Consider the following 23,042-nt stretch of genomic DNA (forward strand, 5'->3'; position numbering starts at 1 on the left):
CCACGTTTCGGGTTCGTTCCGTTATGTGGTTGAGCCACGGCCCATTGCAAGGGCTGAAAAGAGGTTAGCTCTGCGCAGCAAAGACACCGCAGCCAAGGCGACCGCCTGCGTCCCCGGTTGGTTGGGTGGCATAATCGTCAGCGCCTTCGTGAATCATGAAGGCCGAGCCGTCTGCGTCCATCAGCATATCCGCCGTCAGGCCGGTGACGAAATATTCCACCGACAGCGCCCCGGATTCGGGGATGTGGATATTGGGCAGATCCCCCGGATGCGGGCCGTTTTCGGCCATGATGCCATGGTCCTTGTCGCCTGCCAAATGGCCGCCCGCTGCGCCAAAGTCGGGGGTGCAGGCGCCGGTTTCGTGGATATGCACCGCATGGGTGCCGCGCGGCAGATCATGCAGGATGATGGTCAGGTGCATCACGCCCGAGGGTGTCGGAACCGCGGTGACTTGCCCGACCTCTTGGCCTTCGGTGTTGTTAACGACGGCGTGCAGCGTTTCCGGGGCGGTTTGGGCGAGGGTGGGGCCGGCCAAAAGGGCAGTGGCGGCGATCAGTGCGAGGTGGCGCATGTCGTGGTCTCCTGTCATTGGCATGTCTGGGTCAACGCGCTTTGCCATGAACGGTTCCGGTGAAGGCTCTTGAAACGCGGCCCGGCTTTGGCGATAACGCGGGGGACCATAAATCAGGGGAAACACCCATGCGCGCCCGCATCTATCAGCCAGCCCGCAATGCCATGCAATCCGGCACCGCCAAGACCAAAGGCTGGGTGCTGGACTTTCCTGCCGCTGACGCCCGCGATATTGACCCGCTGATGGGCTGGACCAGCAGCGACGACACGCAGTCGCAGGTGCGGCTGCGGTTCGGTTCGCTGGATGAGGCGCTGGCCTATGCCAAGGAAAACAGCATCGAGGCCGAGGTTCTGACCAGCCACAAGCGTGCCGCCAATATCCGCCCGCGTGGCTATGGCGAGAACTTCGCCACTGACCGTCGCGCCCCATGGACGCATTGACTTCGGGCGATGTGATCGGGCCGGATGACCCGCTGTCCGCCGACCTTGATCTTGTGATCGACCGTCACGCCCGGCATTGTCACGAATCGTCGCCGCCGGAATCAGTGCATATGCTGGACCGCGCCGCGCTGGTGGGGGTGGATTTCTTTTCCTTGCGCCGTGACGGTCGGGTGTTGGCCATGGGTGCACTCAAGCACTTGTCGCCGGATCAGGGCGAATTGAAATCCATGCATGTTCTGGTCGAATATCGCGGTCAGGGCTTGTCCCGCGCCATGCTGGATCACCTGATTGACCATGCCCGCGCCTTGGGCATGTCGCGGCTGTGGCTGGAAACCGGGGCGGAACCCGTCTTTGCGCCCGCCCGTGCGCTGTATCAGCGGGCGGGCTTTGCGGAATGTCCGCCCTTTGGCGATTACCGCCCGGACCCGAACAGCGTCTTTATGACCCGCGCCATTTAGCCGTCTTGCAGAATATCACGCAGGGCTTGAGTCAGGATTGCGGCGGCCTTGTCATTGTCCAGCCCGGCCAGCGCGTCCATTTCCAGCACATAGCGTTGCAACACAAAGCCGAACACGAGACCATGGGCCAGCATGATGCGGGCCGGGTCGGTGCTGCCCAGCGCGGTGGCGCAGCCGTTCAAATGCTCCGATACGATTTCGCGCAGGATCTTGCGCGGCTCGGCGCTGGTGCAGGACCGCAGGACGATGTTCAGAAATAGCGCCTTTTCATCCTCGGGCGTGGGCGGGGTCAGGGCGCGTTCCAGAATATCAGCGATCAGCGCCTCGGAATCTTGTGGCTGGCCGTCCTGCCGGTCCTTCCGCATGGCTTTCAGCAACACTTGCTGGAACAGCTCCGCCTTTGATCCGAAGCTGCGGTGGACATAGGCCACATCGGCGCGGGCATCGGCGGCAATGTCGCGCAGGCTGACCTCGGCATAGGCCGCGTTGGCAAATCGCTGGATGGCGGCATCCAGAATCCGGTCGCGGGCCGGAACGGGGACGCTTTGTGCCGCAATTGCCATCAGCTTGTGCCTTTCTGTCATGTGCGGCCTGTATGACAGCAGCAAACAAGTTTCGCCAGCCTGAACAACGGTCGTTGACTTGGGGCGCAGGTGCATGGCAAGGACGCGGTGGACAGGTGCAACCGGGGGATGTGATGGTGGATCGCAGGAAAATATGGGTTTGGGCCGCTGTCGGCGCTGCGGTTGCGATGATGGGTGGCCTTGCTGTATCGCGACTGACCTCATCGGCGGTTCCTGCTGGTTTTGCCAATGCGAATGGTCGGATCGAGGCGACAGAAATCAATGTGGCGGCGCTGTCCGGCGGGCGTATCGACAAGATTACCGTGGCCGAAGGCGACAATGTGGCTCAGGGTGACGTTCTGGTGCAGATGGACGTGATCCAGATGAATGCACAGAAGCGTCAGGCCGAAGCGCAGCTTCGCCGGGCCGAAATCGGGGTCGAGACCGCCGGCAGCCTGCTGCGTCAGGCCGAAGCACAGGTTGCGGCAGCGGCAGCTTCGGTTGAGCAGGCCCGTGCGGTGTCGGATGCGGCTGCGACGCGGCTGCTGCGTTCCGAGCGGCTGGTGCGCAACAATACGATTTCGCAGCAAACGCTGGATGATGACCGCGCCGCAGACCGGCAGGCGCGGGCCGGGCTTGCCTCGGCAGAAGCCGCGGTGGCCGCCGCCGAAGCCGGGGTCGGCTCGGCCCGTTCGCAGGTCGTGGATGCCGAAGCGGCGGTCGAGGCGGCACGGGCCGCGATTGACGTGGTGACGGCCTCGATCAACGATGCTACGCTGCATGCGACCCGTGATGCACGGGTGCAGTATCGCGTGGCGCAGGAAGGCGAAATCGTCGCGGCGGGCGCGCGTATCCTGAACCTTGTCGATCTGACCGATGTTTACATGACGTTTTTCCTGCCGACCTCGCAGGCAGGGCGGGTGCAGGTCGGGTCCGAGGTGCGGCTGGTGATGGATGCGGCACCGGAGTTTGTGATCCCGGCCAGTGTGTCCTATGTCGCGGATGTGGCGCAGTTTACGCCGAAAACCGTAGAAACCACCGAAGAACGTGAAAAGCTGATGTTCCGCATCCGGGCGCGGATCGAACCCGAGTTGCTGCGGAAATATTCCGATTACGTCAAAACCGGCCTTCCGGGGATGGCTTGGGTCAGACTGGACCCGCAGGCGGAATGGCCAGCCGCCTTGTCGAATATCGTTGAGTAATCGCCATGTCCGGGCTGGTGGCCGAAATCTCGGGCCTTTCGCTATCCTATGGCAAGGTTCAGGCGCTGCGTGACATCACGCTGTCGCTGCCTGCTGGACGGATGATCGGGCTGATCGGCCCGGACGGGGTGGGGAAATCCAGCCTGTTGTCCCTGATGGCCGGGGCGCGGGTGATGCAGCAGGGCAATATAACCGTGCTTGGCGGCGACATGCGCAGCGCCGCACATCGTCGTGCGATCTGTCCGCGTATCGCCTATATGCCGCAGGGATTGGGCAAAAACCTATATCCAACCCTGTCGGTGTTCGAAAATGCCGATTTCTTCGGGCGCTTGTTCGGCCATGATACCGCCGAGCGTGCGCGCCGGATCAGCGACCTTCTGGCCGCAACCGGAATGACCGCTTTTCGGGATCGTCCCGCCGCCAAGCTGTCCGGCGGGATGAAGCAGAAACTGGGGCTGATCTGTGCGCTGATCCATGACCCGGATTTCCTGATCCTTGATGAGCCGACAACAGGGGTGGACCCGTTGTCCCGACGGCAATTCTGGGAGCTGATCGACGATATTCGCCGCGACCGTCCGCAGATGAGCGTGATTGTCGCCACCGCCTATATGGAAGAAGCGGCGCGTTTTGATTGGCTTGTGGCAATGAATGCCGGGCAGGTGCTGGCGACAGGCACCACGGCGGAATTGCTGGGGCGGACCGGGACCGATAATCTGGATGCGGCCTTTATCGCCTTGCTGCCGCAGCAGGAACGGGCGGGACACAAGACGCTGGTGATCCCGCCTTTGGATGCAGCCGCCGGGAATATCGCCATCGAAGCGCATGATCTGACCATGCGCTTTGGTGATTTCACCGCTGTGGATCGTGTCAGCTTTCAGATTGCCAAGGGCGAAATCTTTGGTTTCCTCGGCTCGAATGGTTGCGGCAAAACCACGACGATGAAGATGCTGACCGGGCTGTTGCAGCCAACCGAGGGCCACGCTGAGCTGTTCGGGCATCAGGTGGATGCGTCTGACATGGATACCCGCCGTCGGGTCGGATTTATGACGCAGGCTTTCTCGCTGTATTCGGAACTGACGGTCCGGCAGAATCTGGTCCTGCATGGGCAGTTGTTCGGACTGTCTGCGGACAGCATCCCCCCACGCGTTGATGAGATGGCCAGCCGCTTTGATCTGACAGAGGTCATGGACAGCCTGCCGGAAGCCCTGCCGCTGGGTTTGCGCCAGCGGTTGTCGCTGGCGGTGGCGATGATCCACAAGCCCGAGATCCTGATTCTGGATGAGCCGACCTCGGGTGTTGATCCGGTGGCGCGGGACGGGTTCTGGCGCATCCTTGTCGAATTGTCGCGCAAGGATGGGGTGACGATCTTCGTTTCAACCCATTTTATGAACGAAGCGGCATGGTGTGACCGCATTTCACTGATGCACGCTGGCCGGGTGCTGGTCAGCGATACAGCCGCCGCGATCACCGCAAGCAAAGGGGCAGAGACGCTGGAGGATGCGTTCATCGCCTATCTGGAAGACGCTATTGCGGATGGGGCTGGTCCGAATGCCGGGATCAGCCGTGACGGGGCCGCAGAGGGGGCGGCCCTGAACCGGCAACCAGAGACGGGTGCGATGGCCCCGGCTCTGGTTGCCGCCGATAAATCAACCCATGTGGCCAATGCCGGCGGGCTGTTCAGTCTGCGCCGGATGCTGTCCTATGCGCGGTTGGAAAGCCTGCAACTTCAACGTGATCCGATCCGTCTGGCGATGGCGCTGGTGGGCAGTCTGCTGCTGATGCTGGTGATCGGCTACGGCATCAATACCGATGTCGAAGATCTGTCATTCGCGGTTCTGGATCGTGACCAGACCACGCAAAGCCGTGACTATATTCAGGATATTGCCGGATCGCGCTATTTCGTCGAACACCCGCCACTGGCCAGCTATGATGAGCTGGACGCCCGGATGCGCTCGGGTGAACTTAGCCTGGCGATCGAGATTCCACCCGGTTTTGCCCGCGATGTGGCGCGGGGCAATGATGTTGCCATTGGGGCCTGGATCGACGGCGCCAACCCAAGCCGTTCGGAAACCGTTGCGGGCTATGTGCAGGGGATGCACGCGGACTGGCTGGCCCGCAAGATGCGTGAACTTTATGGTGATGCCGGGGTGCGGGGCAGCTTCGATCTGGTCCTGCGCTATCGCTATAACCCGGATGTCAAAAGCATCATTGCCATCGTTCCGGCGGTGATCCCGCTGATGCTGCTGATGATCCCGGCGATGCTGGCCACGCTTTCGGTGGTGCGTGAAAAGGAACTTGGCTCAATGATCAATTTCTATGTCACGCCGGTGACACGGGCCGAGTTTCTGATCGGAAAGCAGGCACCCTATGCGGTTCTGGCGATGGTCAGTTTTGCGCTGATGGTGGCCTGCGCGGTGTTTCTGTTCGGTGTGCCGCTGACCGGAAGCCTGCCGGCGCTGGTGCTGGCTGCGGTGCTGTATGTGCTGGCGACGACGGCTATGGGCCTGCTGATTTCCTCGTTCATCTCCAGCCAGATTGCGGCGCTGTTTGCAACGGCGCTGCTGACGATGATTCCCGGCACCCAATATTCCGGGCTGATTGATCCGGTGTCTTCGCTGCAAGGTGCAGGGCGGGCCATTGGTGAGGTTTACCCGGCGACATGGTTCATCATTGCCGCGCGCGGGGTGTTTTCCAAAGGGCTTGGTTTTGCCGATCTTGGGCAGGCGTTTCTGATGCTGGCGCTTGCGGCCCCGGTGCTGTTGCTGCTGGCGGCGGCCTTTTTGCGCAAGCAGGAGAGGTAAGGGGCGATGCTGAACCTGCACAACATCCTGCATCTTGGGATCAAGGAATTGCGCGGTTTGCTGCGCGATCCGGTCATGCTGATCCTGATTGTGTATTCCTTTACCCTGTCGGTCTATACGACGGCGCAGACGATGCCGGACGGGCTGGCCAATGCGACCATCTCGATTGTGGACGAAGATCAGTCACAGCTTTCCAGCCGGATCACGGCCAGCTTTACCGCACCGTATTTCATGCCGCCGCTGATGATCGGAACGGGGCAGGTCGATGCCCGTATGGATGCCGGGATGGACACGTTTTCGCTGACCATTCCCCCGGATTTCGAGCGCGACCTGCTGGCGGGGCATGGGCCTTCGGTGCAGTTGAATGTGGATGCAACGCGTATGACGCAGGCATTTACCGGTGCAGGTTATATTCAGCAGATCGTTTCGGGCGAGGTCGGGGATTATCTGGCCGGTCACAGCACCACCGTCGAAATGCCCGTCGGGCTTGATTTGCGGGCGCGCTATAACCCGACCATGGATGGCGGCTGGTTTGGGGCGATCAACAGCGTGATTCAGTCGATCACCATGCTGACCATTATCCTGACCGGCGCCGCGCTGATCCGTGAAAAGGAACATGGCACGGTCGAGCATCTGCTGGTCATGCCCGTAACCGTGACCGAGATCATGCTGTCGAAGATCTGGTCCATGGGGCTGGTGGTTCTGCTGGCCTCGGGCTTTTCCATCGCGGTGGTGGTGCAAATGCTGCTGAAAGTGCCGGTGCAGGGATCGGTGCCGCTGTTCATGGCCGGTGCGGTGCTGATGATCGTGGCTTCGGCCTGTCTGGGCATTTTTATTGCAACGGCGGCGGGGACGATGCCGCAATTCGGTTTGCTGATGATTATGGTTCTGCTGCCGCTGCAAATGTTGTCCGGTGGTATGACACCCCGCGAATCCATGCCCGAACTGGTGCAGTTCATCATGCTGGCTGCGCCCAACACGCATTTTGTCATCTTGTCTCAGGCGATCCTGTTCCGGGGGGCAGGCTTTGATATTGTCTGGCCGCAATTCATCGCGCTTGCCATGATCGGCGCGGCGCTGTTCTGGCTGGCGCTGCTTCGGTTTCGGGGGTTCTTGCGATGAGGCGGATGGTTTTGATCCTGACGCTGGCGCTTGCTGGCTGCGCAACCCGTCCGGGTGTAGAGCTGTTACAGCCGGTTGCGGTGCAGGCCCCGGCAGGTGCGCGCACGGTCACGGTTCTGACCGCCACGACCCGCAGCGATCCTGCCGATTACGGGGCGGGTCGTGGGTCTGCGATGGGGTTTGTGCGCTATGACATCTCGATCCCACCCGGCCATGTTCCGGCGCAGATCGAATGGCCGGGCCGCACCCCGCCCGATCCGGAAAAGCATTTCGTGACCACCGCCCGCGAAGGGCTGGACCGCCGGGCCTTCGCAGCGCGGATACGGGCGCAGGGTGGGGCCGGGATTTTCGTTCATGGCTATAATCACAGCCATCAGGAGGCCCTGTTCCGTGCCGCGCAAATGGCGGCTGACAGCCGGATTCCGGGTGATCCGATCCTGTTCTCGTGGCCCTCGGGGGCGCGGCTGGGGGATTATCTGGGCGATCAGGATGCGGCCGATTCCGCGCGTTCGGCTCTGGCAGAGTTGCTGATCCTGAGCGCAGAGGCCAGCCCGCGCCCGGTGATGCTGATGGCGCATAGCATGGGAGGACGCCTGACGATGGAGGCCCTGCGCCAGCTTGCGCTTCAGGGGCGTCGTGACGTGCTGGACCGGCTGGAGGTTGTGCTGGTCGCGCCTGATCTTGATGTGGATATGTTCCGCGAACAAACCCGCATCATTGGCAGGATGCGGCAGCCGATTGCGGTTCTGGCCGCGACCGACGACCGGGCGCTGATTGTATCGTCACGGATTTCGGCAGGCAGTCGCCGCATGGGTGGGCTGGATGTCCGCGACCCGGCCACCACGGCGCTGGCTGCGGAAACCGGGGTGCTGATCGTCGATATTTCTGCGATTCCTGCCGATTCGATTGGCCATGACCGTTATGCGCGGCTGACCGGCATCCTGTCGGACCTTGAGGAACACCGCCCGCAATCGCTGATGGGCGGGGTGCAGCAGACCGGCACTTTTGTCTTTGATACGGTTGGGGTCACATTGCAGCGCATGGGGCAGGCCATCGCGGAATAAGGCCGCGCCGCCAGAGGGGGCAGCCCCTCAGGCGGCCAGCGGCGCAATCGGGGTGGCTGGTCCTGCGCCATAGCGGCTGATACCCAAATCGTCGGCGCGGATCTCTGGCGCGGTGCCGCTGACCAGATCCGCGATCAGCCGGGCCGAGCCTGCGCTCATCGTCCAGCCAAGCGTGCCGTGGCCGGTGTTCAGGAACAGCCCTTGCAGATGCGTCGCGCCGATGACCGGGGTGCCGTCGGGGGTCATCGGGCGCTTGCCGGTCCAGAACTCGGCCCGGCTCAGGTTGCCGCCGGGGAACAGGTCGGTCACGGAATGGTCCAGTGTCCGCCGCCGCGCGTCGGGCAGGGTTTCGTTAAAGCCGGAAATCTCGGCCATGCCGCCGACGCGGATGCGGTCGCCAAGCCGGGTGATGGCGATTTTGTAGGTTTCATCCATGACCGTCGATTCCGGGGCGCGGGCCGGGTCGGTGATGGGGATGGTCAGCGAATAGCCCTTGACCGGATAGACCGGCAGCGAAATCCCGACCGGGGCCAGCAGCGCCGGCGAATAGGCCCCCATCGAGACCACGACCGCATCGGCCTGCATCAGCCCTTGATCCGTCTGCACGCCGATAACGCGGCCGCCCTCGACGGCAAGGCCAAGGATGGTGGTGCCATAGGCGAAATCAACGCCGCGATCCGCCGCCAGAGCGGCCAGCGCGGTGGTAAATTTGAAACAATCGCCGGTTTCATCCTGCGGTGTCAGCAGCCCGCCCCGGATACGGTCGCGGGCATGGGCCAGCGCCGGTTCGCGGGCGATGCAGCCGTCAATATCCAGCAATTCAAAGGGAATCCCATCGGCAGCCAGCGCCTTCATATCCTTGGCGGCGGCCTCGACCTGCTGATCGTTGCGGAACAGTTGCAGCGTGCCTTGCATCCGCTGGTCATAGTCGATGCCGGTTTCCGCCCGCAGATCAGCCAGGGCAAGGCGGCTGTAATCCGACAGGCGCAGCATCCGCGATTTGTTCAGTGCATAGCGGGCACTGGTGCAGTTCTTCAGCATCTCGGTCAGCCAGCCGATCATGGCGCGGTCCGCCTTGGGCCGCAGGATCAGCGGCGCGTGTTTCATCAGCATCCAGCGGATCGCCTTGGCCGGGATGCCCGGCGCGGCCCAGGGTGAGCAATAGCCGAACGACAGTTCCCCGGCATTGGCGTGGCTGGTCTCCATCGCGGGCGCGGTCTGGCGATCAATGACCGTGACCTGATGCCCGCGTTTGGCCAGTTGCCACGCACTTGTGACGCCAATGATTCCCGCGCCAAGAACGATGATGTTCATGTGATAACCCCCTGATGCGCGGCGGTTTCTGCCCGCCTTGAGGGTCAGCCTAGCGTTGGATGGGCGCAACAGGTTGTCAGAGTGCCGCAGAATCTGCCGTTGGACGCAGATTCTGCGGTGGCGGATTGCAGCGTGTGGCAGTTTCTGCGATTCAGCGCCGGGTCGGCGCCTTCCGGGCCAGCACATTACGAATCGCAAAGCTGGAATGGATGCGTGCGACGCCCGGCAGGGTGGACAGAACCTCGGCATGGATACGCTCGAACTCGGCCGGGCCATCGACCTGAAAACGCAGCACATAATCCGATCCGCCCGCCATCAGGAAACATTCCCGGATCTCAGGGTGGGTGCGCACGGCGGCCTCGAAACGGTTCATGCTGTCATCGGTCTGTCGTTCCAGCGTGATATTGACCAGCACCGCCATGCCGCCATCGCCCGCGCCGGACAGAACGGCGGTATAGCCGCCGATCACGCCCTTATCCTCCAGCAGACGCAACCGGCGCAGGCAAGAGGATTGCGACAGCCCGACCGCCTCGGCCAGCGCCTTGTTGCTGAGCCGGGCGTTCTGTTGCAGCAGCCTGATCAGCTTGCGGTCGATCTCGTCCAGTTGCGACATCTCAGCCGATCACCTTGGTCAAGGCGCGGTCGATGGTGTCAGTGATGCGGTCGATCTGATCTGCCGTCACGATCAGCGCGGGCGACAGGCAGAGTGTGTTGTTCAGCCCCGGCAGCGAACGGTTGGTCGCGCCGATAATCACCCCCTGAGCCAGACATTCGGCCACGACTGCCTGCACGGTCTTTTCCGGCAGGGGTTCCTTGGTGGCGCGGTCGCTGACCAGCTCGGCCCCCAGGAACAGGCCCTTGCCGCGCACATCCCCGATGACGGCGTGCCGGTCCATCAGCGCCCGCAGGTTGCCAAGGCAGCGTTCGCCCATGCGGGCGGTGTTTTCGACCAGCCCTTCGTCCTCGATAATGCGCATGTTTTCCAGCGCTGCGGCCGGGCCAGCGGTGCAGCCGCCAAAGGTCGAAATGTCGCGGAAATAGGACAGGCCGTCCTCGGGCGCGTCCTTGAACATATCGAATACCCGTTCCGTGGTCACGGTGCAGGAGATCGCCGCATAGCCCGAGGCCAGCCCCTTGGCCATGGTCACGATGTCGGGCTGGATGCCGTAATGCTGATAACCGAACCACGCCCCGGTGCGGCCCATACCGCAAACGACTTCATCTATAATCAGAAGAATGTCGTATTTGCGGCAGATTTCCTGCACGCGCGGCCAGTAACCCTCGGGCGGGGTGATGACGCCGCCACCCGCGGTCACGGGTTCAAGGATAATCGCCCCCACGGTATCGGGGCCTTCGCGCAGGATCACCTCCTCGATGGCATCGGCAGCCCGGCGGCCATAGTCAGGGCCGTCCCATTGCGCGCGATATTCCAGACAGTGCGGCACCATCACGAAACCATCGGGGAAGGGGCCATATTGTTCCGCCCGCTGCGGCTGACCGCTGGTGGCCAGTGTGGCGATGGTGGTGCCGTGATAGTCGCGGTCGCGGAACAGGATCTTCCACTTCTTTCCGCCATACTGCCGAGCTGAAATCTGGCGGACCATTTTGTAAGCCTTCTCATTGGCTTCTGACCCAGAATTCGAGTAATAAACCCGGCTCATCCCCGGCATGACCCCGATCAGCCGTTCCGAAAACAGCGCCGCAGGAACATTCCCCGCTGCTGCTGCATAGTAGTTCAGTTTCACCAACTGATCGCGCACCGCATCCGCAATGCTGGTTCGGCCATAGCCGACATTCACCGTCCAGACCCCGCCCGAAACCGCATCCAGATATTCCCGCCCGGTCGCGTCCCACAGGGCCATCCCCTTGCCCTCGACGAAAACGCGCGGGTCGGTGGTTTCATATTGCTTGTGCTGGCTCAGATGATGCCAGACATGCGCACGGTCGGCTTCGATGACATGGGACAGGTTGTTGGTGGACATGGCGGCCTCGCGTTTGGGTGGCATGTATCCGGCATCACGGCGGCGGGTTTTGCAAGGGGATTCGTGCAGTTCAGGACCGGCTGCATCACCTGCCCCGAGAATGCGCATGTGATGGTCGAGTGAAAAACTATGATTTACAAATCCGATTCATTTGGTCAGATTGGCACCAGCCACGAATCGAGGGCCACGAATCGAGGGATCGCCATGATCGTCTGTCACTGCCAATCCATCAGCGATCACGACATCCGCGCCGCCGTGGACTGGATGCGCGCTGCCGACCCGGATACCATCATCACGCCGGGCAAGATTTACCATGCCCTTGGGAAACGGGCGGATTGTGGCGGATGTATGCCCTTATTTGTTGACTGTATGCGCAATTCGGCGCATTTCGGGGTATCGGCGGAGGGGCGTCAGCCCATCCCACAGCTACGCACCTACGGAGGTTCCCATGAAGGGCGACGCAAAGGTTATCGAGTATCTCAACGCCGCGCTGCGGTCTGAACTGACGGCCGTCAGCCAGTATTGGCTGCACTATCGCTTGCAGGATGACTGGGGCTTTGGCCGTCTGGCGAACAAGTCTCGCGCCGAGTCGATCGAGGAAATGCACCACGCAGACAAGCTGATCTCGCGCATCATCTTTCTGGAAGGGCATCCGAACCTGCAAAAGCTGGATTCGCTGCGCATCGGTCAGAACATCCTTGAGACGCTGGAATGTGATCTGGCCGGCGAACATGATGCCCGCAATCTGTATATCGAGGCCCGCGATCATTGCGAAAAGGTCGGGGATTATGTGTCCAAGGCACTGTTCGAGGATCTGATTGCCGACGAAGAAGGCCATATCGACTTTCTGGAAACTCAGATCGACCTGTTCGGCAAGCTGGGTGAGGAACGCTACGGCCTGCTCAACGCCAAACCGGCGGACGAAGCCGAATAAGCCTGTCCATCAACGGCTTGCTAGGGCGCGGGGTATCTCGCGCCTTTTTGCGTTCTTCTTCACTTAAATATCCTCAGGGGGTGAGGGCGTCAGCCCGAGGGGGCGCGAGCGCCCCCTGCTATGGCTTTGAATATAGCTTTGTTTATCAAATCTTTACGCTTTTGCGGCAAAGTGGCGTTGCGAATCTGCCCGGTTTGTTTCAGCCTAGGGGGCAGGCGGCACCCTGTAGCCGTATGAATGACACAACGGGAGAGATGCGAGACATGACCAAATTTACCCCGATCCTGATGGGGGCCGCGCTGGCGTTCAGCGCCTCGGTTGCCTCTGCACAAGAACAGCGTTTCATCACCATCGGCACAGGTGGTCAGACCGGCGTTTACTATGTCGTCGGTCAGTCGATCTGCCGTCTGGTCAACCGTGAAACCGATGCAACCGGCATCCGGTGCACGGCTCCGGCGACGGGCGCGTCGATTGCCAACCTGAACGCCATCATGGCGGGCGACATGACCATGGGCGTGGCGCAATCGGACTGGCAGTATCATGCCTATCACGGCGATGTCCCCGAGTTTGAGGGCGCGAACCGCTTTGAAAAGCAGCGGGCGATGTTCTCGCTGCATGGCGAGCCGTTCACCGTGGTGGCCCGTGCCGAAGCCAATGCCAAGAACTTCGACGATCTGAAGGGCAAGCGCGTCAACGTCGGCAACCCCGGTTCGGGTCAGCTTGGCACGATGGAAGTCCTGCTGGCCGCGAAAGGCTGGACCATGGGTGACTTCTCGCTGGCCTCGCAACTGCGTCCGGCGGAGCAGGCCGCGGCGCTGGGGGACAACAAGGTCGATGCCATCGTCTTTACTGCGGGCCATCCGAACGGCTCGATTCAGGAAGCCACCTCAACCGTGGAGGCCAATCTGGTGAATGTCACCGGCCCCGAGGTGGACAAGCTGGTGGCTGACAACCCCTATTATGCCAAGGCAATCGTGCCGGGTGGTATGTATAAAGGTACCGATGAGGATGTCGAAACCTTTGGCGTGAAAGCCACGCTGGTGACTTCGGCCGATGTGCCGGATGATGTGATCTATGAGGTCGTCAAGGCGGTGTTCGACAATTTCGACCGCTTCAAGACCCTGCACCCGGCCTTCGCCAACCTGAAGGAAGAAGAAATGGTGACGGAGGGCCTGTCCGCACCGCTGCATCCGGGCGCCGAGAAATACTATCGCGAGCGCGGCTGGATCCAGTAATCGGGAAGGGGGCTTTGCCCCCTTTCGCCTCCGGCGAGAATATTTTTGGACAGAAGACAGGCACTCCATAGAAAAGAAGATGCCGCGGTCTTGCAGGTCGCGGCATTTTTGGATCACATCGGGGTGACATGCAGCACAAGCATCAGGGGCGTTCCGCATGAGCGAGCAAAGAAGCAATGACCATCCGCAAGCTGGCCTGACGGATGTCGAGCATAAGGGCTTGTCGCAGGATGAGCTGGACGAGCTTGTGGCCTCGAATGACACCGGGGCGCGGACGCCTGCCGGATGGGTGGGCAGGCTGATTCTGATTACGGCGCTGTGCTGGTCGCTGTTTCAGTTGTGGATTGCCTCGCCGCTGCCTTTTGTGTTTGGCTTCGGGATCTTTAATGACGCCGAAAGCCGGGCGATCCATCTGGCTTTTGCGCTGTTTCTGGCCTTTATGGCCTATCCTGCCGCGCGCGGTCGGGTGCAGCTTGGGCTGGCGATTGCGGTGCCGGTGCTGCTGACGGCACTGTTCATTCATGCCGCGCCTGCGACATTGCCTGCCTGGTGGCTTGGGCTGATCTGTCTGGGGGTGGTTGCGGCCATTCTGCTGGGCAGTCCGGGCAATTGGGTGCCGCCCTGGGAATGGGCGCTGGCACTGATCGGCGCGGCGGCGGCACTGTATGTCTGGATTTTTTATGCGGATATTGCCACTCGCGTTGGCCGTCCGATTGCGCAGGATCTGGTGGTTTCCGCGATTGGCCTTCTGATTCTGCTGGAGGCGGCGCGGCGCAGCCTTGGTCCGGCGCTGATGATCGTGGCAACGGTGTTTCTGGTCTACACCTTCCTTGGTCCATATATGCCTTCGATCATTGCGCATCGGGGCAATTCGCTGGCCGAGGTCGCCAATCACCAATGGCTGACCGCCGAAGGCGTGTTCGGCATCGCGCTGGGCGTGTCCAGCGGTTTCGTGTTTCTGTTCGTGCTGTTCGGGGCGCTGCTGGATAAGGCCGGGGCGGGGAATTATTTCATCCAGCTTGCCTTTTCGATGATGGGGCATATGCGTGGTGGCCCGGCCAAGGCGGCGGTGGTCAGCTCGGCCATGACCGGGCTGATTTCCGGTTCGTCCATTGCCAATGTGGTGACAACCGGCACGTTTACCATTCCGCTGATGAAGCGCGTGGGTTTCAGCGCGGAGAAAGCCGGCGCCGTCGAGGTCGCCAGTTCCGTGAATGGCCAGATCATGCCGCCGGTCATGGGGGCGGCGGCCTTCCTGATGGTCGAATATATCGGGATTCCCTATTTTGAGGTGGTCAAACACGCCTTCCTGCCCGCGACGATCAGCTATATCGCGCTGGTCTATATCGTTCATCTGGAAGCTGTGAAAACCGGCATGAAGGGCATTTCGCGCGGCTATGAAGCCGGGCCGTGGGTGCAGCGTCTGCTGGGGCTGTTGTTCGGCTTTATCGCCATGGGCGCGCTGGGCATGGCGGTCTATTACACGATGGGCTGGATCGGGCCGACTTTTGGCGCGGCTGCGGGCTATGTGATTTTTGCGCTGCTGATCGCGGCCTATATCGCGCTGATGGCGATTGCCGCGCGGGAACAGCCGCTGAAGATGGATGATCCGGATGCACCGCTGGACCGGCTGCCGCGTCCGGGGCCGACCTTCCGTTCAGGGCTGCACTATCTGCTGCCGGTGGTGGTGCTGGTCTGGGCGCTGATGGTGGAACGGCTGTCGCCCGGCACCTCGGCCTTTTGGGCAACGGCCTTTATGATCTTTATTCTGGTGACACAGCGCCCGCTGATGGTTGCTCTGCGTGGCACCGATATGGACGGGGGGCGAAACAGCATCGGTGATGCGTTCATCCGTGGGTTTGGGGATCTGACCGACGGTCTGATCACCGGTGCGCGCAACATGATCGGCATTGGCATTGCCACCGCAACGGCCGGGATCATTGTTGGCGCGGTGGGCCAGACGGGTGTCGGCTCGGCACTGGCTGAGGTGGTCGAGGCGCTGTCCGGCGGGCATCTGATGGGCATTCTGGTGCTGACGGCGCTGTTGTCGCTGGTGCTGGGCATGGGGCTGCCGACGACGGCGAATTATATCGTGGTGCAGGCGCTGCTGGCCCCGGTCATCGTGCAGTTGGGCGAGGCGAACGGCCTGCTGGTGCCATTGGTCGCCGTGCATATGTTCGTGTTCTATTTCGGCATTATGGCTGATGTGACGCCACCCGTCGGGCTGGCCAGTTTCGCGGCGGCGGCGGTGTCGGGGGGCGACCCGATCCGCACCGGCTTGCAGGCCTTCTATTACAGCCTGCGCACGGCGGCGCTGCCGTTCCTGTTCATCTTTAACACCGATCTGCTGCTGATTGACGTGACATGGGCGCAGGGGATCTTTATTTTCTGTGTCGCAACGGCGGCAATGCTGTTGCTGGTGGCGGCGATGCAGGGCTGGTTCCTGACCCGTTCGCGCATCTGGGAATCGGTGGCGCTGGCGCTGATCGCCTTTACCCTGTTCCGGCCGGGCTTCTGGATGGATATGGTTTCGCCGCCTTATGAGGACGTGCAGCCGGCGCAATTCCAGCAGGCGCTTGGCACGGCAGAACCGGGCGAGAACCTCAAGCTGTGGATCTCCGGGCTTGATGCGGTGGGCCGCCCGATGAGTCGTGCCCTGCTGCTGGAGGTTCCCGAAGGCGCCAGCGGAGAAGAACGGCTGGAGGCGCTGGGGCTGACGCTGACCGAACGTGACGGTGCCGTGGTGGTGGATGATGTCCGCTTCGACAGCCCCGCCGCAGGGGCAGGAATGGACTGGGATCAGGTTATTGATACGGTCAGCCTGCCGGTTCAGGGACCGTCGAAATACTGGTTCTATATCCCGGCTTTGTTGGCACTGGCGCTGATCGTCTGGTTGCAACGCCGCCGGGCGGAACCTGAACCCGCCCCGGTCACGGCCTGAGAGGAGATCCGTCATGGCGAAGCATGTTCTGTTGCCGATCGACATTCAGCATGAAGAAAGCTGGAAGGCCGCCCTGCCGATGGCGCGGCGCCTGATGGATGCGGGCGATGTGCTGCATCTCTTGGGGATCGTGCATGATGTTGGTAATGCCTGGGTGGCCTCTTACCTGCCCAAAGGCTTCGAGAAACAGGCGCTTGAAAAGCTGAAATATGATCTGGAGGAGTTCGCCGCCCGCGAATGTCAGGGGCTGGAGGTCGTGCCTCACGTCAGCCACGGCCATGTGGCGGAAACCATTCTGAAAAAGGCGGAAAAGATCGGCGCGGCGATGATCGTCATGGCCTCGCACAAGCCGGATCAGATGCGCACCTTCCGGGTCGGTTCGCAGGCAGATCGGGTGGTGGCCCATTCGCCGGTGACGGTGGTGGTGGTGCGCTGAGACAGGCGTATGAACGGGCGCATGAAACCGGCCTTTGAGGGTCTTGCCCTTTGTCTGCGCACGGGGTAATCGGTGCGGCGGCGGGCGGTTAGCTCAGTTGGTAGAGCGCTTCGTTTACACCGAAGATGTCGGGGGTTCGAGTCCCTCACCGCCCACCATTTCACCTAGAACGGCGCTTCGGTCAGGGCTTGTTTCCATAAGTCGAAATCTTCGGCACGTTCGTTGCGCAGCCGGGCCTCTATGGCCGGGGACAGTTTTGCCGCTTTCCTGGGCGAGATGTTCAGCCGCTGCGGTTCGATCCGCTCGCCAAAGCGATGCGACAGGTAATCCAGCAGCGCAGGCATCGCCTCATAGCGGAACAGCAGGTCCACACCGATCTGGCCGTTGCGCCCGGTCAGAACATGGGCCTGACTACCCAAGCGGGCAAAGGGCGGTTGCTTGTCGGACAGATAGGCGGTGACGAAAGCGTCGAAATCCATGCCCTGACTGCTGTTCGGGGTGCCTGCGATCTGCTTGCGGCTGCGATAGCGATACCAGCTGGACAGCCAGTCAACCGGGTGCCGGATGGTGGCGACGGTCTGGAACTGGCTGGCCTGCGGTCCAAGCAAGGGCAGGATCACCCGCTGCATCGCGGCGATGGACATATGTTTCGCGCTTGGCGGCTGGTTGAGCATGATGGCGGCGCGCGGTGCAAGGCTGTCATGCAACGCGGTGGTGCCGGTTTTCGGCACCGCCATCAGGATCAGACGTTCTTTCCAGAAGACCAGCATGTCGCCCGAATAACCGGCTGCTGCTAAAGCAGCAATCGGTAACGCACGAAATCATCGGCTTGCAGGAACTGATCGTAAAGCTGGCGGGCCGGGTTGTCCCGCCGGGTGTGCCAGTAAAGCCGCGACCAGCCCTGCGCTTTGCCCTGGTCGATCAGATCCTGAATCAGCGCCCGGCCAAGCCCCTTGCCGCGCTGGGCGGGGGCAACAAACAGGTCTTCCAGATAGCAGACTGGCGCGGCCACCCATGTGCCTTCGTGCAGCACATGATTGGCGAACCCGGCGGGGGTGCCGTTTATCTCAATGATCCGGCAGGACAAGGCCGAGGCCGGGTCGAGGATACGTGCCCAAGTGTGGGCTGTGACCTCTGGCGGCACATCGGTTTTGTAAAAGGCGGTATAGCCTGCCCAAAGCTGGCGCCATGCGGCTTCGTCAGCGGGGCGGGCGTCGCGGATATTGGGCATCATCATATCCTCCAGAGGGCAGCGATGGTCAGCAGGGCCGCCGCAACCAGACAGGCGCGGCGGAACAGGGCCAGCCCGCAGTCAAGATCGGCGGGCGTGGGGTCTGGGGCGGTGGCGTTGACATAGGGTTCGTCCGCCAGCCGGTCGCCATAATGGCGCGGGCCGGACAGGCGGATATGCAGCGCCCCGGCCATGGCAGCCTCGGGCCAGCCGGCGTTAGGGCTGCGGTGCTGGCGGGCCTCGCGCCACGTCAGCCGCAGGACAGGGACCGCCTGCCGCCCCGAGGCCAGCGCAAAGATCAGCGCCGAGAGTCGCGCCGGGATCAGGTTGGCCAGATCGTCCAGCCGGGCGGCGACCTTGCCGAATTGCTCATATCGGGCGTTGCGGTGGCCGATCATGGAATCCATCGTGTTCAGCGCCTTATACCCCGCCAGTCCCGGCAGACCCGCAACCGCGAACCAGAACAGCGGTGCGAAAACGCCGTCGCTGGCGTTTTCGGCCAGACTTTCCAGCGCGGCGCGGCTGATGGCGGGGCTGTCGGCGCGGCTGACATCGCGGCCGACGATCATCGCCACGGCCGCGCGGGCGGCAGGCAGGTTTCCTGCCATCAGGGGCCGCGCCACCGCCGCCACATGGTCATGCAGCGAGCGCGCCGCGATCAGCGGCCAGCCAATCACCCCTGCCAGCAGCATCCCGGCAAGGCCGCCAGGCAGGACGGCCTGCACCAGTGTCGCCGGGATCACCGCTGCCGCCAGCACCACCACGACCAGCGCCGTCCCTTTGGCGCGCTGCGCCGGGCCGTGGTTCCAGCGCCGTTCCAGCACGTCGATCAGCCGTCCGATCCAGACCACCGGATGTTTGATGCGGCTATAAAGCGCCTGCGGCCAGCCGATTGCGGCATCCAGCGCCAGCGCGATCAGGGCGGCGATCATGGCAACAGGTTGACGGCCTCGACCGCCCAATGCGGGCCGTGGCGGGTCAGAATAGTGCGCGACAGCGGCGCGACGTTGAAGGACAGCGCCGATGCGCCCGCGACCAGCGCGATGGCGGCCTTGGCGGTGCCAGCGTGGGCGACGATCACCACCTCGCCCCGCTGTGCGGCCAGCACCGGCTGCACCCGTGCGGCCATATCAAGGAAACTTTCCCCGCCCGAGGGGCGATAGGCTGCCAGCCCGGCGGCATCCTCTGGCATGTCGAAATTGGGCAGGTCAGCAAAGGGGATGCCCTCCCACTCACCGAAATGCTGTTCCCACAGCCGTTCTTCGGGCGTCGGTGACAAGCCAAGCGCCTCGGCGGTCATCCGGCAGCGCAGCGCCGGGCTGACCAGCATCTGCGCCGGGGGCAGGGCGGCGGCCACCCGTGCAAAGGCAGCGGTGTCCGTCACATCGGCCGGCACATCGCGGCGACCGGCAAGGCGGCCTTCGTTCAGCGGCGGTGCGTGGCGGATGATGGTCAGGCGGGCGGAGTCTTGCATGTCGTGCCTCATTCTTTCGGTCGGGATAGCGTGGGTGAGAGGCAGGTGCAAATATCGCTTGACGGAATCGCGTGGCTGTTCTTACTATCTGAACAACCGTTCGATTATTCTGGGGAGGGAATCGGGGCCATGTTCACGCAAGGGATGGAATTCGATCTTGGCGAAGACGTAAACGCGCTGCGCGATATGGTGCATCGCTTTGCGCAGGAACGCATCAAGCCGCTGGCGGCGAAAACGGACAGTGACAACGCTTTCCCCAATGAGCTGTGGCCCGAACTGGGTGAGTTGGGCCTGCTGGGCATCACCGTTTCCGAGGAGTTCGGCGGTTCCGGCATGGGCTATCTGGCCCACACCATCGCGGTTGAGGAAATCGCGCGGGCCTCTGCCTCGATCAGCCTGTCCTATGGCGCCCATTCCAACCTGTGCGTGAACCAGATCAAGCTGAACGGCAGCGACGAACAAAAGGCCAAATACCTGCCCAAGCTGTGCAGCGGCGAACATATCGGTGCGCTGGCCATGTCCGAGGAAGGTGCCGGTTCCGATGTCGTCAGCATGAAGCTGCGGGCGGAGAAGCGGAATGGTTACTACGTTCTGAACGGCAATAAATACTGGATCACCAACGGGCCGGATGCCGATACGCTGGTGGTCTACGCCAAGACCGACCCCGAAGCGGGCAGCAAGGGTATGACCGCTTTCATCATCGAAAAAGGCATGACGGGCTTTGCACAGGGGCCGCATTTCGACAAGGTGGGGATGCGCGGGTCCAACACCGGCGAGCTGATCTTTGACAATTGCGAAGTGCCCTTCGAAAACGTGCTGGGCCTTGAGGGCAAGGGCGTGCGTGTGCTGATGTCGGGGCTGGATTATGAACGTCTGGTGCTGTCGGGTATTGGCACCGGGATCATGGCCGCCTGTCTGGATGAGGTCATGCCCTATGTCCGCGAGCGTAAGCAATTCGGCCAGCCGATCGGTTCGTTCCAGCTTATGCAGGGCAAGATTGCGGATATGTATGTGGCGCTGAACACCGCCCGCGCCTATGTCTATGAGGTTGCCAAAGCCTGCGATGCAGGCAAGGTCACACGTCAGGATGCGGCGGGCGCGGTGCTTTATGCGTCCGAACAGGCGATGGTGCAGGCGCATCAGGCTGTGCAGGCGCTTGGCGGTGCGGGCTTCCTGAACGACAGCGTGGTCAGCCGGTTGTTCCGCGACGCCAAGCTGATGGAAATTGGCGCAGGCACCAGCGAGATCCGGCGGATGTTGATTGGCCGCGAATTGATGGGGCTGGTCTGATAGGCTGGCGGCAGAAGCCATCACGGAGAGCAAGTATGTCCCGTTCTTTTCTGACCCTCTGCGCCGGGCTGATGCTGGCCGCGCCTGCCGCTGCGCAGGATGACGACGATCTGCCTGCCTATGATGACAGTTTGATCCCTGCCTGTCTGGCGGCTGCGACCAATGTTGGGCGGGATGCCTGCATAGGTATCACGTTTGACCCGTGCCGTGGTGATGGTCCCGATGCCGTCTCGACCGTACGCATGGTCGAATGTATGGGGCTTGAGATCACGCAATGGCAAGCCTTGCTGGAGGCCAGCTACCAGCAGCGTCTGGTCGAGGCAGAACAGGCTGATGATCTGGACAAGAGCTTGGGCAAGGGTGCAACGGCCGCTTCGGTCTCTGAGGCGGAGGCGCTGCGCGCATCGCAGGACGCATGGGCCGGATACCGTGAAGCGACCTGTGCCTATATCGGCAGCCGCTGGCATGGTGGCAGCGGCGGGCGGGTCGAAAACTCGGGCTGCTATCTGGACCTGACAGCCCGGCGGGCGCTGTGGATGGACGATATGACGCAGGAGGCCACGCAATGATGGCTGTGCAGGAAAACCTGACCCGTTACGCCCTGATCGCGGGGGCATTCGCCCTGCTGGCTGCACCTGCCGTCGCGCAGGCACCCGTCCCGGACAGCCCGCCGGTCGATAAGGCCGCGCTGGAAAGCTGTCTGACGGTGCAGCAGGCGCAGGACACACCCGATTGGGACAGTTGCATCGGGGTTGCCTCAAAATCCTGTCTGGATCAGTTCGGTGGCTCGACTGCGGGCATGTCGGGTTGTCTGATGGCTGAACTGGACCTTTGGGATGGCAAGCTGAACGCGGCCTATGACAGCCTGATGGTGCAGGCCAAGGCAGATGATGCCGAGATGGCTTCGCTCGGGGCCAGCGCCCCGCAGCAGGAACCGGCATTGCGGCAGATGCAGCGTGACTGGATCGGGTTTCGTGATGCGGCTTGTGCCTATGAACAAAGCCGCTGGGGTGGCGGTACTGGCGGCGGCCCGGCCAGCGCAAGCTGCGCCATGACGCTGACCGCAGAGCAATATTTCAGGCTGCAATCCTGGCTGGATCAGCCACGCTGAAATGACGTTGAAGAGAGGAGAACAGGTGCCATATGCACAGGCAGATCATCAGCAGCGGGCGGCTTTGCGTCCCTTTGATGCGCCCGCGCATGAAAAAGGGCGCATCGTGATGATGCGCCCCCCTGTTCCGAGCCTTGCGGGATCAGAACTTCATCACATAGGACGCGCCCCAGACAACCGGGTTGATCTTGGCTTCGCCAATATAGGCGCCGTCCAGATGCACGTCGCTCTTAATGCCGATCCAACGGACATTGGCGCGGATCGCAGCATTGTCGTTGATCCAGTAATCGGTGCCGAGGTTGACCGCCGGACCCCACGAGTTTTTCAGCGTCAGATCACCCAGCGGGGACTTTTCGCTGAAGAAAGTGGTATAGTTCAGACCGACGCCGACAAAAGGCTTCCATTGAGTGCCGGTTTCAAAGTGCCAGTTCAGCGACAGCGTGGGCGGCAGATGCTTGACGCTGCCGATGCCACCAACGCCAGCCAGCGCGATGTCATGTTTGAAGGGCGTGGCGGCCAGCAGTTCGACACCCAGATTGTCGCGGATGAAATATTCAGCGGTGATCGTCGGGCGGATGTTGTCGTCCACCTCCAGCGTGGTGCCGGCAACGGTGCCGTTGTTGCTTTTCGGCTGAACGCTGCCGATGCCAAGACCAAGGGTCCATTCGCCAGCCGATTGCGCGGCAACCGGGGCGGCAAGGGCCAGAGCGGCTGCGGCGGCGATGCAAAGCGTTTTCATCATGTGACTCCTTTCACGATGTATGACAGCTTCGTGAACCCGCGCGGCAACCAAGAACATGATCCAGATCAAATCGCTCTTTTTGGCGGGCCGGGTGCGACAGCCTGCCGCAGCGATGCCCCTTTCAGCGTAAG

At 62.2% G+C, this 23,042-nt stretch carries 25 protein-coding genes and 1 tRNA gene; 15 read left to right on the forward strand and 11 right to left on the reverse strand.

Going from position 1 to position 23,042, the window contains the following annotated elements:
• Positions 1-64: 64 nt before the first annotated feature.
• Complete coding sequence (locus tag Q4G24_RS10860) at positions 65-571, reverse strand: superoxide dismutase family protein (protein ID WP_303366556.1); 507 nt, start codon at positions 569-571, stop codon at positions 65-67.
• Between the two features lie 128 nt (positions 572-699).
• On the opposite strand from Q4G24_RS10860, the gene Q4G24_RS10865 reads away from it, so the two are divergent.
• Together Q4G24_RS10865 and Q4G24_RS10870 are read left to right on the forward strand one after the other, a co-directional pair.
• Positions 700-1,011 carry an ETC complex I subunit gene (locus Q4G24_RS10865; RefSeq protein ID WP_303366557.1) on the forward strand — a complete coding sequence of 104 codons (312 nt, stop codon included), beginning with the start codon at positions 700-702 and terminating at the stop codon, positions 1,009-1,011.
• Positions 999-1,469 carry a GNAT family N-acetyltransferase gene (locus Q4G24_RS10870; RefSeq protein WP_303366558.1) on the forward strand — a complete coding sequence of 157 codons (471 nt, stop codon included), beginning with the start codon at positions 999-1,001 and terminating at the stop codon, positions 1,467-1,469. The genes Q4G24_RS10865 and Q4G24_RS10870 overlap by 13 nt, the downstream gene beginning before the upstream one ends.
• Here the strand turns inward: Q4G24_RS10870 and Q4G24_RS10875 are convergent.
• On the reverse strand, positions 1,466-2,053 hold the full coding sequence (locus Q4G24_RS10875; protein WP_303366559.1) for a TetR/AcrR family transcriptional regulator: 588 nt from the start codon (positions 2,051-2,053) through the stop codon (positions 1,466-1,468). The two genes, Q4G24_RS10870 and Q4G24_RS10875, sit on opposite strands and share 4 nt — an antisense overlap.
• Positions 2,054-2,166: 113 nt before the next feature.
• Here Q4G24_RS10875 and Q4G24_RS10880 point away from each other — a divergent pair, with 113 nt between their 5' ends.
• Genes Q4G24_RS10880 through Q4G24_RS10895 form a run of 4 tightly spaced genes read left to right on the forward strand, consistent with a single transcriptional unit; the run spans position 2,167 to position 8,221 of the window.
• Positions 2,167-3,234 (forward strand): HlyD family secretion protein, encoded by a 1,068-nt coding sequence (locus tag Q4G24_RS10880; protein WP_303366560.1) that lies wholly within the window; start codon positions 2,167-2,169, stop codon positions 3,232-3,234.
• 5 nt (positions 3,235-3,239) lie between these two features.
• Positions 3,240-6,035 carry a ribosome-associated ATPase/putative transporter RbbA gene (gene rbbA / locus Q4G24_RS10885; RefSeq protein ID WP_303366561.1) on the forward strand — a complete coding sequence of 932 codons (2,796 nt, stop codon included), beginning with the start codon at positions 3,240-3,242 and terminating at the stop codon, positions 6,033-6,035.
• Between the two features lie 6 nt (positions 6,036-6,041).
• A complete protein-coding gene (locus Q4G24_RS10890) occupies positions 6,042-7,157 on the forward strand; it encodes an ABC transporter permease (RefSeq protein ID WP_303366562.1) in 1,116 nt (371 codons plus the stop codon).
• Between the two features lie 5 nt (positions 7,158-7,162).
• Entirely contained in the window at positions 7,163-8,221 is a 1,059-nt protein-coding gene (locus Q4G24_RS10895; protein ID WP_303366563.1) for an alpha/beta hydrolase, read from the forward strand.
• Positions 8,222-8,248: 27 nt separating this feature from the next.
• On the opposite strand, the gene Q4G24_RS10900 is transcribed toward Q4G24_RS10895, so the two are convergent.
• The 4 genes from Q4G24_RS10900 to Q4G24_RS10915 form a co-directional block, all read right to left on the reverse strand.
• Positions 8,249-9,535 carry a D-amino acid dehydrogenase gene (locus Q4G24_RS10900; protein WP_303366564.1) on the reverse strand — a complete coding sequence of 429 codons (1,287 nt, stop codon included), beginning with the start codon at positions 9,533-9,535 and terminating at the stop codon, positions 8,249-8,251.
• A 151-nt stretch (positions 9,536-9,686) separates the two neighbouring features.
• Positions 9,687-10,148: an Lrp/AsnC family transcriptional regulator gene (locus Q4G24_RS10905; RefSeq protein WP_303366565.1), complete on the reverse strand. Its 462-nt coding sequence runs from the start codon at positions 10,146-10,148 to the stop codon at positions 9,687-9,689.
• Between the two features lies 1 nt (position 10,149).
• The gene (tpa, locus tag Q4G24_RS10910) at positions 10,150-11,541 is read right to left on the reverse strand and encodes a hypotaurine--pyruvate aminotransferase Tpa (protein WP_303366566.1); all 1,392 of its coding nucleotides are present in this window, start codon (positions 11,539-11,541) and stop codon (positions 10,150-10,152) included.
• Between the two features lie 123 nt (positions 11,542-11,664).
• Positions 11,665-11,832 (reverse strand): hypothetical protein, encoded by a 168-nt coding sequence (locus tag Q4G24_RS10915; RefSeq protein ID WP_303366626.1) that lies wholly within the window; start codon positions 11,830-11,832, stop codon positions 11,665-11,667.
• On the opposite strand from Q4G24_RS10915, the gene Q4G24_RS10920 reads away from it, so the two are divergent.
• The 6 genes from Q4G24_RS10920 to Q4G24_RS10945 all read left to right on the forward strand — a co-directional run bounded on the left by Q4G24_RS10920 (position 11,782) and on the right by Q4G24_RS10945 (position 17,221).
• Positions 11,782-12,018, forward strand: a complete 237-nt coding sequence (locus Q4G24_RS10920; RefSeq protein WP_303366625.1) for a (2Fe-2S)-binding protein — start codon at positions 11,782-11,784, stop codon at positions 12,016-12,018. The two genes, Q4G24_RS10915 and Q4G24_RS10920, sit on opposite strands and share 51 nt — an antisense overlap.
• On the forward strand, positions 11,966-12,451 hold the full coding sequence (gene bfr, locus Q4G24_RS10925; RefSeq protein WP_303366567.1) for a bacterioferritin: 486 nt from the start codon (positions 11,966-11,968) through the stop codon (positions 12,449-12,451). The genes Q4G24_RS10920 and bfr overlap by 53 nt, the downstream gene beginning before the upstream one ends.
• Before the next feature lie 263 nt (positions 12,452-12,714).
• Positions 12,715-13,686 (forward strand): TAXI family TRAP transporter solute-binding subunit, encoded by a 972-nt coding sequence (locus Q4G24_RS10930; protein WP_303366568.1) that lies wholly within the window; start codon positions 12,715-12,717, stop codon positions 13,684-13,686.
• A 157-nt stretch (positions 13,687-13,843) separates the two neighbouring features.
• Positions 13,844-16,627: a TRAP transporter permease gene (locus Q4G24_RS10935; RefSeq protein ID WP_303366569.1), complete on the forward strand. Its 2,784-nt coding sequence runs from the start codon at positions 13,844-13,846 to the stop codon at positions 16,625-16,627.
• Positions 16,628-16,640: 13 nt separating this feature from the next.
• Positions 16,641-17,063: a universal stress protein gene (locus Q4G24_RS10940; RefSeq protein ID WP_303366570.1), complete on the forward strand. Its 423-nt coding sequence runs from the start codon at positions 16,641-16,643 to the stop codon at positions 17,061-17,063.
• A gap of 82 nt (positions 17,064-17,145) precedes the next feature.
• A tRNA-Val gene (locus Q4G24_RS10945) sits at positions 17,146-17,221 on the forward strand.
• A 6-nt stretch (positions 17,222-17,227) separates the two neighbouring features.
• On the opposite strand, the gene Q4G24_RS10950 is transcribed toward Q4G24_RS10945, so the two are convergent.
• From Q4G24_RS10950 to Q4G24_RS10965, 4 genes are read right to left on the reverse strand one after another with little or no spacing between them, the layout of a single operon-like run.
• Positions 17,228-17,833 (reverse strand): gamma-glutamyl kinase, encoded by a 606-nt coding sequence (locus Q4G24_RS10950; RefSeq protein ID WP_303366571.1) that lies wholly within the window; start codon positions 17,831-17,833, stop codon positions 17,228-17,230.
• Positions 17,834-17,856: 23 nt separating this feature from the next.
• Complete coding sequence (locus tag Q4G24_RS10955) at positions 17,857-18,294, reverse strand: GNAT family N-acetyltransferase (RefSeq protein WP_303366572.1); 438 nt, start codon at positions 18,292-18,294, stop codon at positions 17,857-17,859.
• A gap of 2 nt (positions 18,295-18,296) precedes the next feature.
• Positions 18,297-19,226 (reverse strand): adenosylcobinamide-phosphate synthase CbiB, encoded by a 930-nt coding sequence (gene cbiB, locus Q4G24_RS10960; RefSeq protein ID WP_303366573.1) that lies wholly within the window; start codon positions 19,224-19,226, stop codon positions 18,297-18,299.
• Entirely contained in the window at positions 19,223-19,768 is a 546-nt protein-coding gene (locus Q4G24_RS10965; protein WP_303366574.1) for a histidine phosphatase family protein, read from the reverse strand. Before Q4G24_RS10965 ends, cbiB begins: the two co-directional genes overlap by 4 nt.
• Positions 19,769-19,897: 129 nt before the next feature.
• On the opposite strand from Q4G24_RS10965, the gene Q4G24_RS10970 reads away from it, so the two are divergent.
• The 3 genes from Q4G24_RS10970 to Q4G24_RS10980 are packed head-to-tail and all read left to right on the forward strand — an operon-like array spanning position 19,898 to position 22,169.
• Entirely contained in the window at positions 19,898-21,058 is a 1,161-nt protein-coding gene (locus Q4G24_RS10970; RefSeq protein ID WP_303366575.1) for an isovaleryl-CoA dehydrogenase, read from the forward strand.
• Between the two features lie 35 nt (positions 21,059-21,093).
• On the forward strand, positions 21,094-21,627 hold the full coding sequence (locus tag Q4G24_RS10975; protein ID WP_303366576.1) for a lysozyme inhibitor LprI family protein: 534 nt from the start codon (positions 21,094-21,096) through the stop codon (positions 21,625-21,627).
• Complete coding sequence (locus Q4G24_RS10980) at positions 21,624-22,169, forward strand: lysozyme inhibitor LprI family protein (RefSeq protein ID WP_303366577.1); 546 nt, start codon at positions 21,624-21,626, stop codon at positions 22,167-22,169. The genes Q4G24_RS10975 and Q4G24_RS10980 overlap by 4 nt, the downstream gene beginning before the upstream one ends.
• Before the next feature lie 142 nt (positions 22,170-22,311).
• Here Q4G24_RS10980 and Q4G24_RS10985 read toward each other — a convergent pair whose 3' ends face one another.
• A complete protein-coding gene (locus Q4G24_RS10985; RefSeq protein WP_303366578.1) occupies positions 22,312-22,911 on the reverse strand; it encodes an OmpW family protein in 600 nt (199 codons plus the stop codon).
• Positions 22,912-23,042 lie beyond the last annotated feature (131 nt).

This window comes from Paracoccus sp. (in: a-proteobacteria) (assembly GCF_030538695.1).
In the GTDB taxonomy this organism is placed as follows: Bacteria; Pseudomonadota; Alphaproteobacteria; order Rhodobacterales; family Rhodobacteraceae; genus Paracoccus.

Excerpts from the sequence above, each read along its gene's own strand:
- Q4G24_RS10970 (WP_303366575.1), top strand. The coding sequence starts at position 19,898 with ATGTTCACGCAAGGGATGGAATTCGATCTTGGCGAAGACGTAAACGCG.
- Q4G24_RS10930 (WP_303366568.1), top strand. The coding sequence starts at position 12,715 with ATGACCAAATTTACCCCGATCCTGATGGGGGCCGCGCTGGCGTTCAGC.
- Q4G24_RS10940 (WP_303366570.1), top strand. The coding sequence starts at position 16,641 with ATGGCGAAGCATGTTCTGTTGCCGATCGACATTCAGCATGAAGAAAGC.
- Q4G24_RS10875 (WP_303366559.1), bottom strand. The coding sequence starts at position 2,053 with ATGACAGAAAGGCACAAGCTGATGGCAATTGCGGCACAAAGCGTCCCC.
- Q4G24_RS10920 (WP_303366625.1), top strand. The coding sequence starts at position 11,782 with ATGCGCGCTGCCGACCCGGATACCATCATCACGCCGGGCAAGATTTAC.
- Q4G24_RS10965 (WP_303366574.1), bottom strand. The coding sequence starts at position 19,768 with ATGCAAGACTCCGCCCGCCTGACCATCATCCGCCACGCACCGCCGCTG.
- Q4G24_RS10905 (WP_303366565.1), bottom strand. The coding sequence starts at position 10,148 with ATGTCGCAACTGGACGAGATCGACCGCAAGCTGATCAGGCTGCTGCAA.
- Q4G24_RS10895 (WP_303366563.1), top strand. The coding sequence starts at position 7,163 with ATGGTTTTGATCCTGACGCTGGCGCTTGCTGGCTGCGCAACCCGTCCG.
- tpa (WP_303366566.1), bottom strand. The coding sequence starts at position 11,541 with ATGCCACCCAAACGCGAGGCCGCCATGTCCACCAACAACCTGTCCCAT.
- Q4G24_RS10865 (WP_303366557.1), top strand. The coding sequence starts at position 700 with ATGCGCGCCCGCATCTATCAGCCAGCCCGCAATGCCATGCAATCCGGC.
- Q4G24_RS10880 (WP_303366560.1), top strand. The coding sequence starts at position 2,167 with ATGGTGGATCGCAGGAAAATATGGGTTTGGGCCGCTGTCGGCGCTGCG.
- Q4G24_RS10955 (WP_303366572.1), bottom strand. The coding sequence starts at position 18,294 with ATGCCCAATATCCGCGACGCCCGCCCCGCTGACGAAGCCGCATGGCGC.
- Q4G24_RS10860 (WP_303366556.1), bottom strand. The coding sequence starts at position 571 with ATGCGCCACCTCGCACTGATCGCCGCCACTGCCCTTTTGGCCGGCCCC.
- cbiB (WP_303366573.1), bottom strand. The coding sequence starts at position 19,226 with ATGATCGCCGCCCTGATCGCGCTGGCGCTGGATGCCGCAATCGGCTGG.
- Q4G24_RS10915 (WP_303366626.1), bottom strand. The coding sequence starts at position 11,832 with ATGGTAAATCTTGCCCGGCGTGATGATGGTATCCGGGTCGGCAGCGCG.
- rbbA (WP_303366561.1), top strand. The coding sequence starts at position 3,240 with ATGTCCGGGCTGGTGGCCGAAATCTCGGGCCTTTCGCTATCCTATGGC.
- Q4G24_RS10890 (WP_303366562.1), top strand. The coding sequence starts at position 6,042 with ATGCTGAACCTGCACAACATCCTGCATCTTGGGATCAAGGAATTGCGC.
- bfr (WP_303366567.1), top strand. The coding sequence starts at position 11,966 with ATGAAGGGCGACGCAAAGGTTATCGAGTATCTCAACGCCGCGCTGCGG.
- Q4G24_RS10870 (WP_303366558.1), top strand. The coding sequence starts at position 999 with ATGGACGCATTGACTTCGGGCGATGTGATCGGGCCGGATGACCCGCTG.
- Q4G24_RS10950 (WP_303366571.1), bottom strand. The coding sequence starts at position 17,833 with ATGCTGGTCTTCTGGAAAGAACGTCTGATCCTGATGGCGGTGCCGAAA.
- Q4G24_RS10900 (WP_303366564.1), bottom strand. The coding sequence starts at position 9,535 with ATGAACATCATCGTTCTTGGCGCGGGAATCATTGGCGTCACAAGTGCG.
- Q4G24_RS10935 (WP_303366569.1), top strand. The coding sequence starts at position 13,844 with ATGAGCGAGCAAAGAAGCAATGACCATCCGCAAGCTGGCCTGACGGAT.
- Q4G24_RS10980 (WP_303366577.1), top strand. The coding sequence starts at position 21,624 with ATGATGGCTGTGCAGGAAAACCTGACCCGTTACGCCCTGATCGCGGGG.
- Q4G24_RS10975 (WP_303366576.1), top strand. The coding sequence starts at position 21,094 with ATGTCCCGTTCTTTTCTGACCCTCTGCGCCGGGCTGATGCTGGCCGCG.
- Q4G24_RS10985 (WP_303366578.1), bottom strand. The coding sequence starts at position 22,911 with ATGATGAAAACGCTTTGCATCGCCGCCGCAGCCGCTCTGGCCCTTGCC.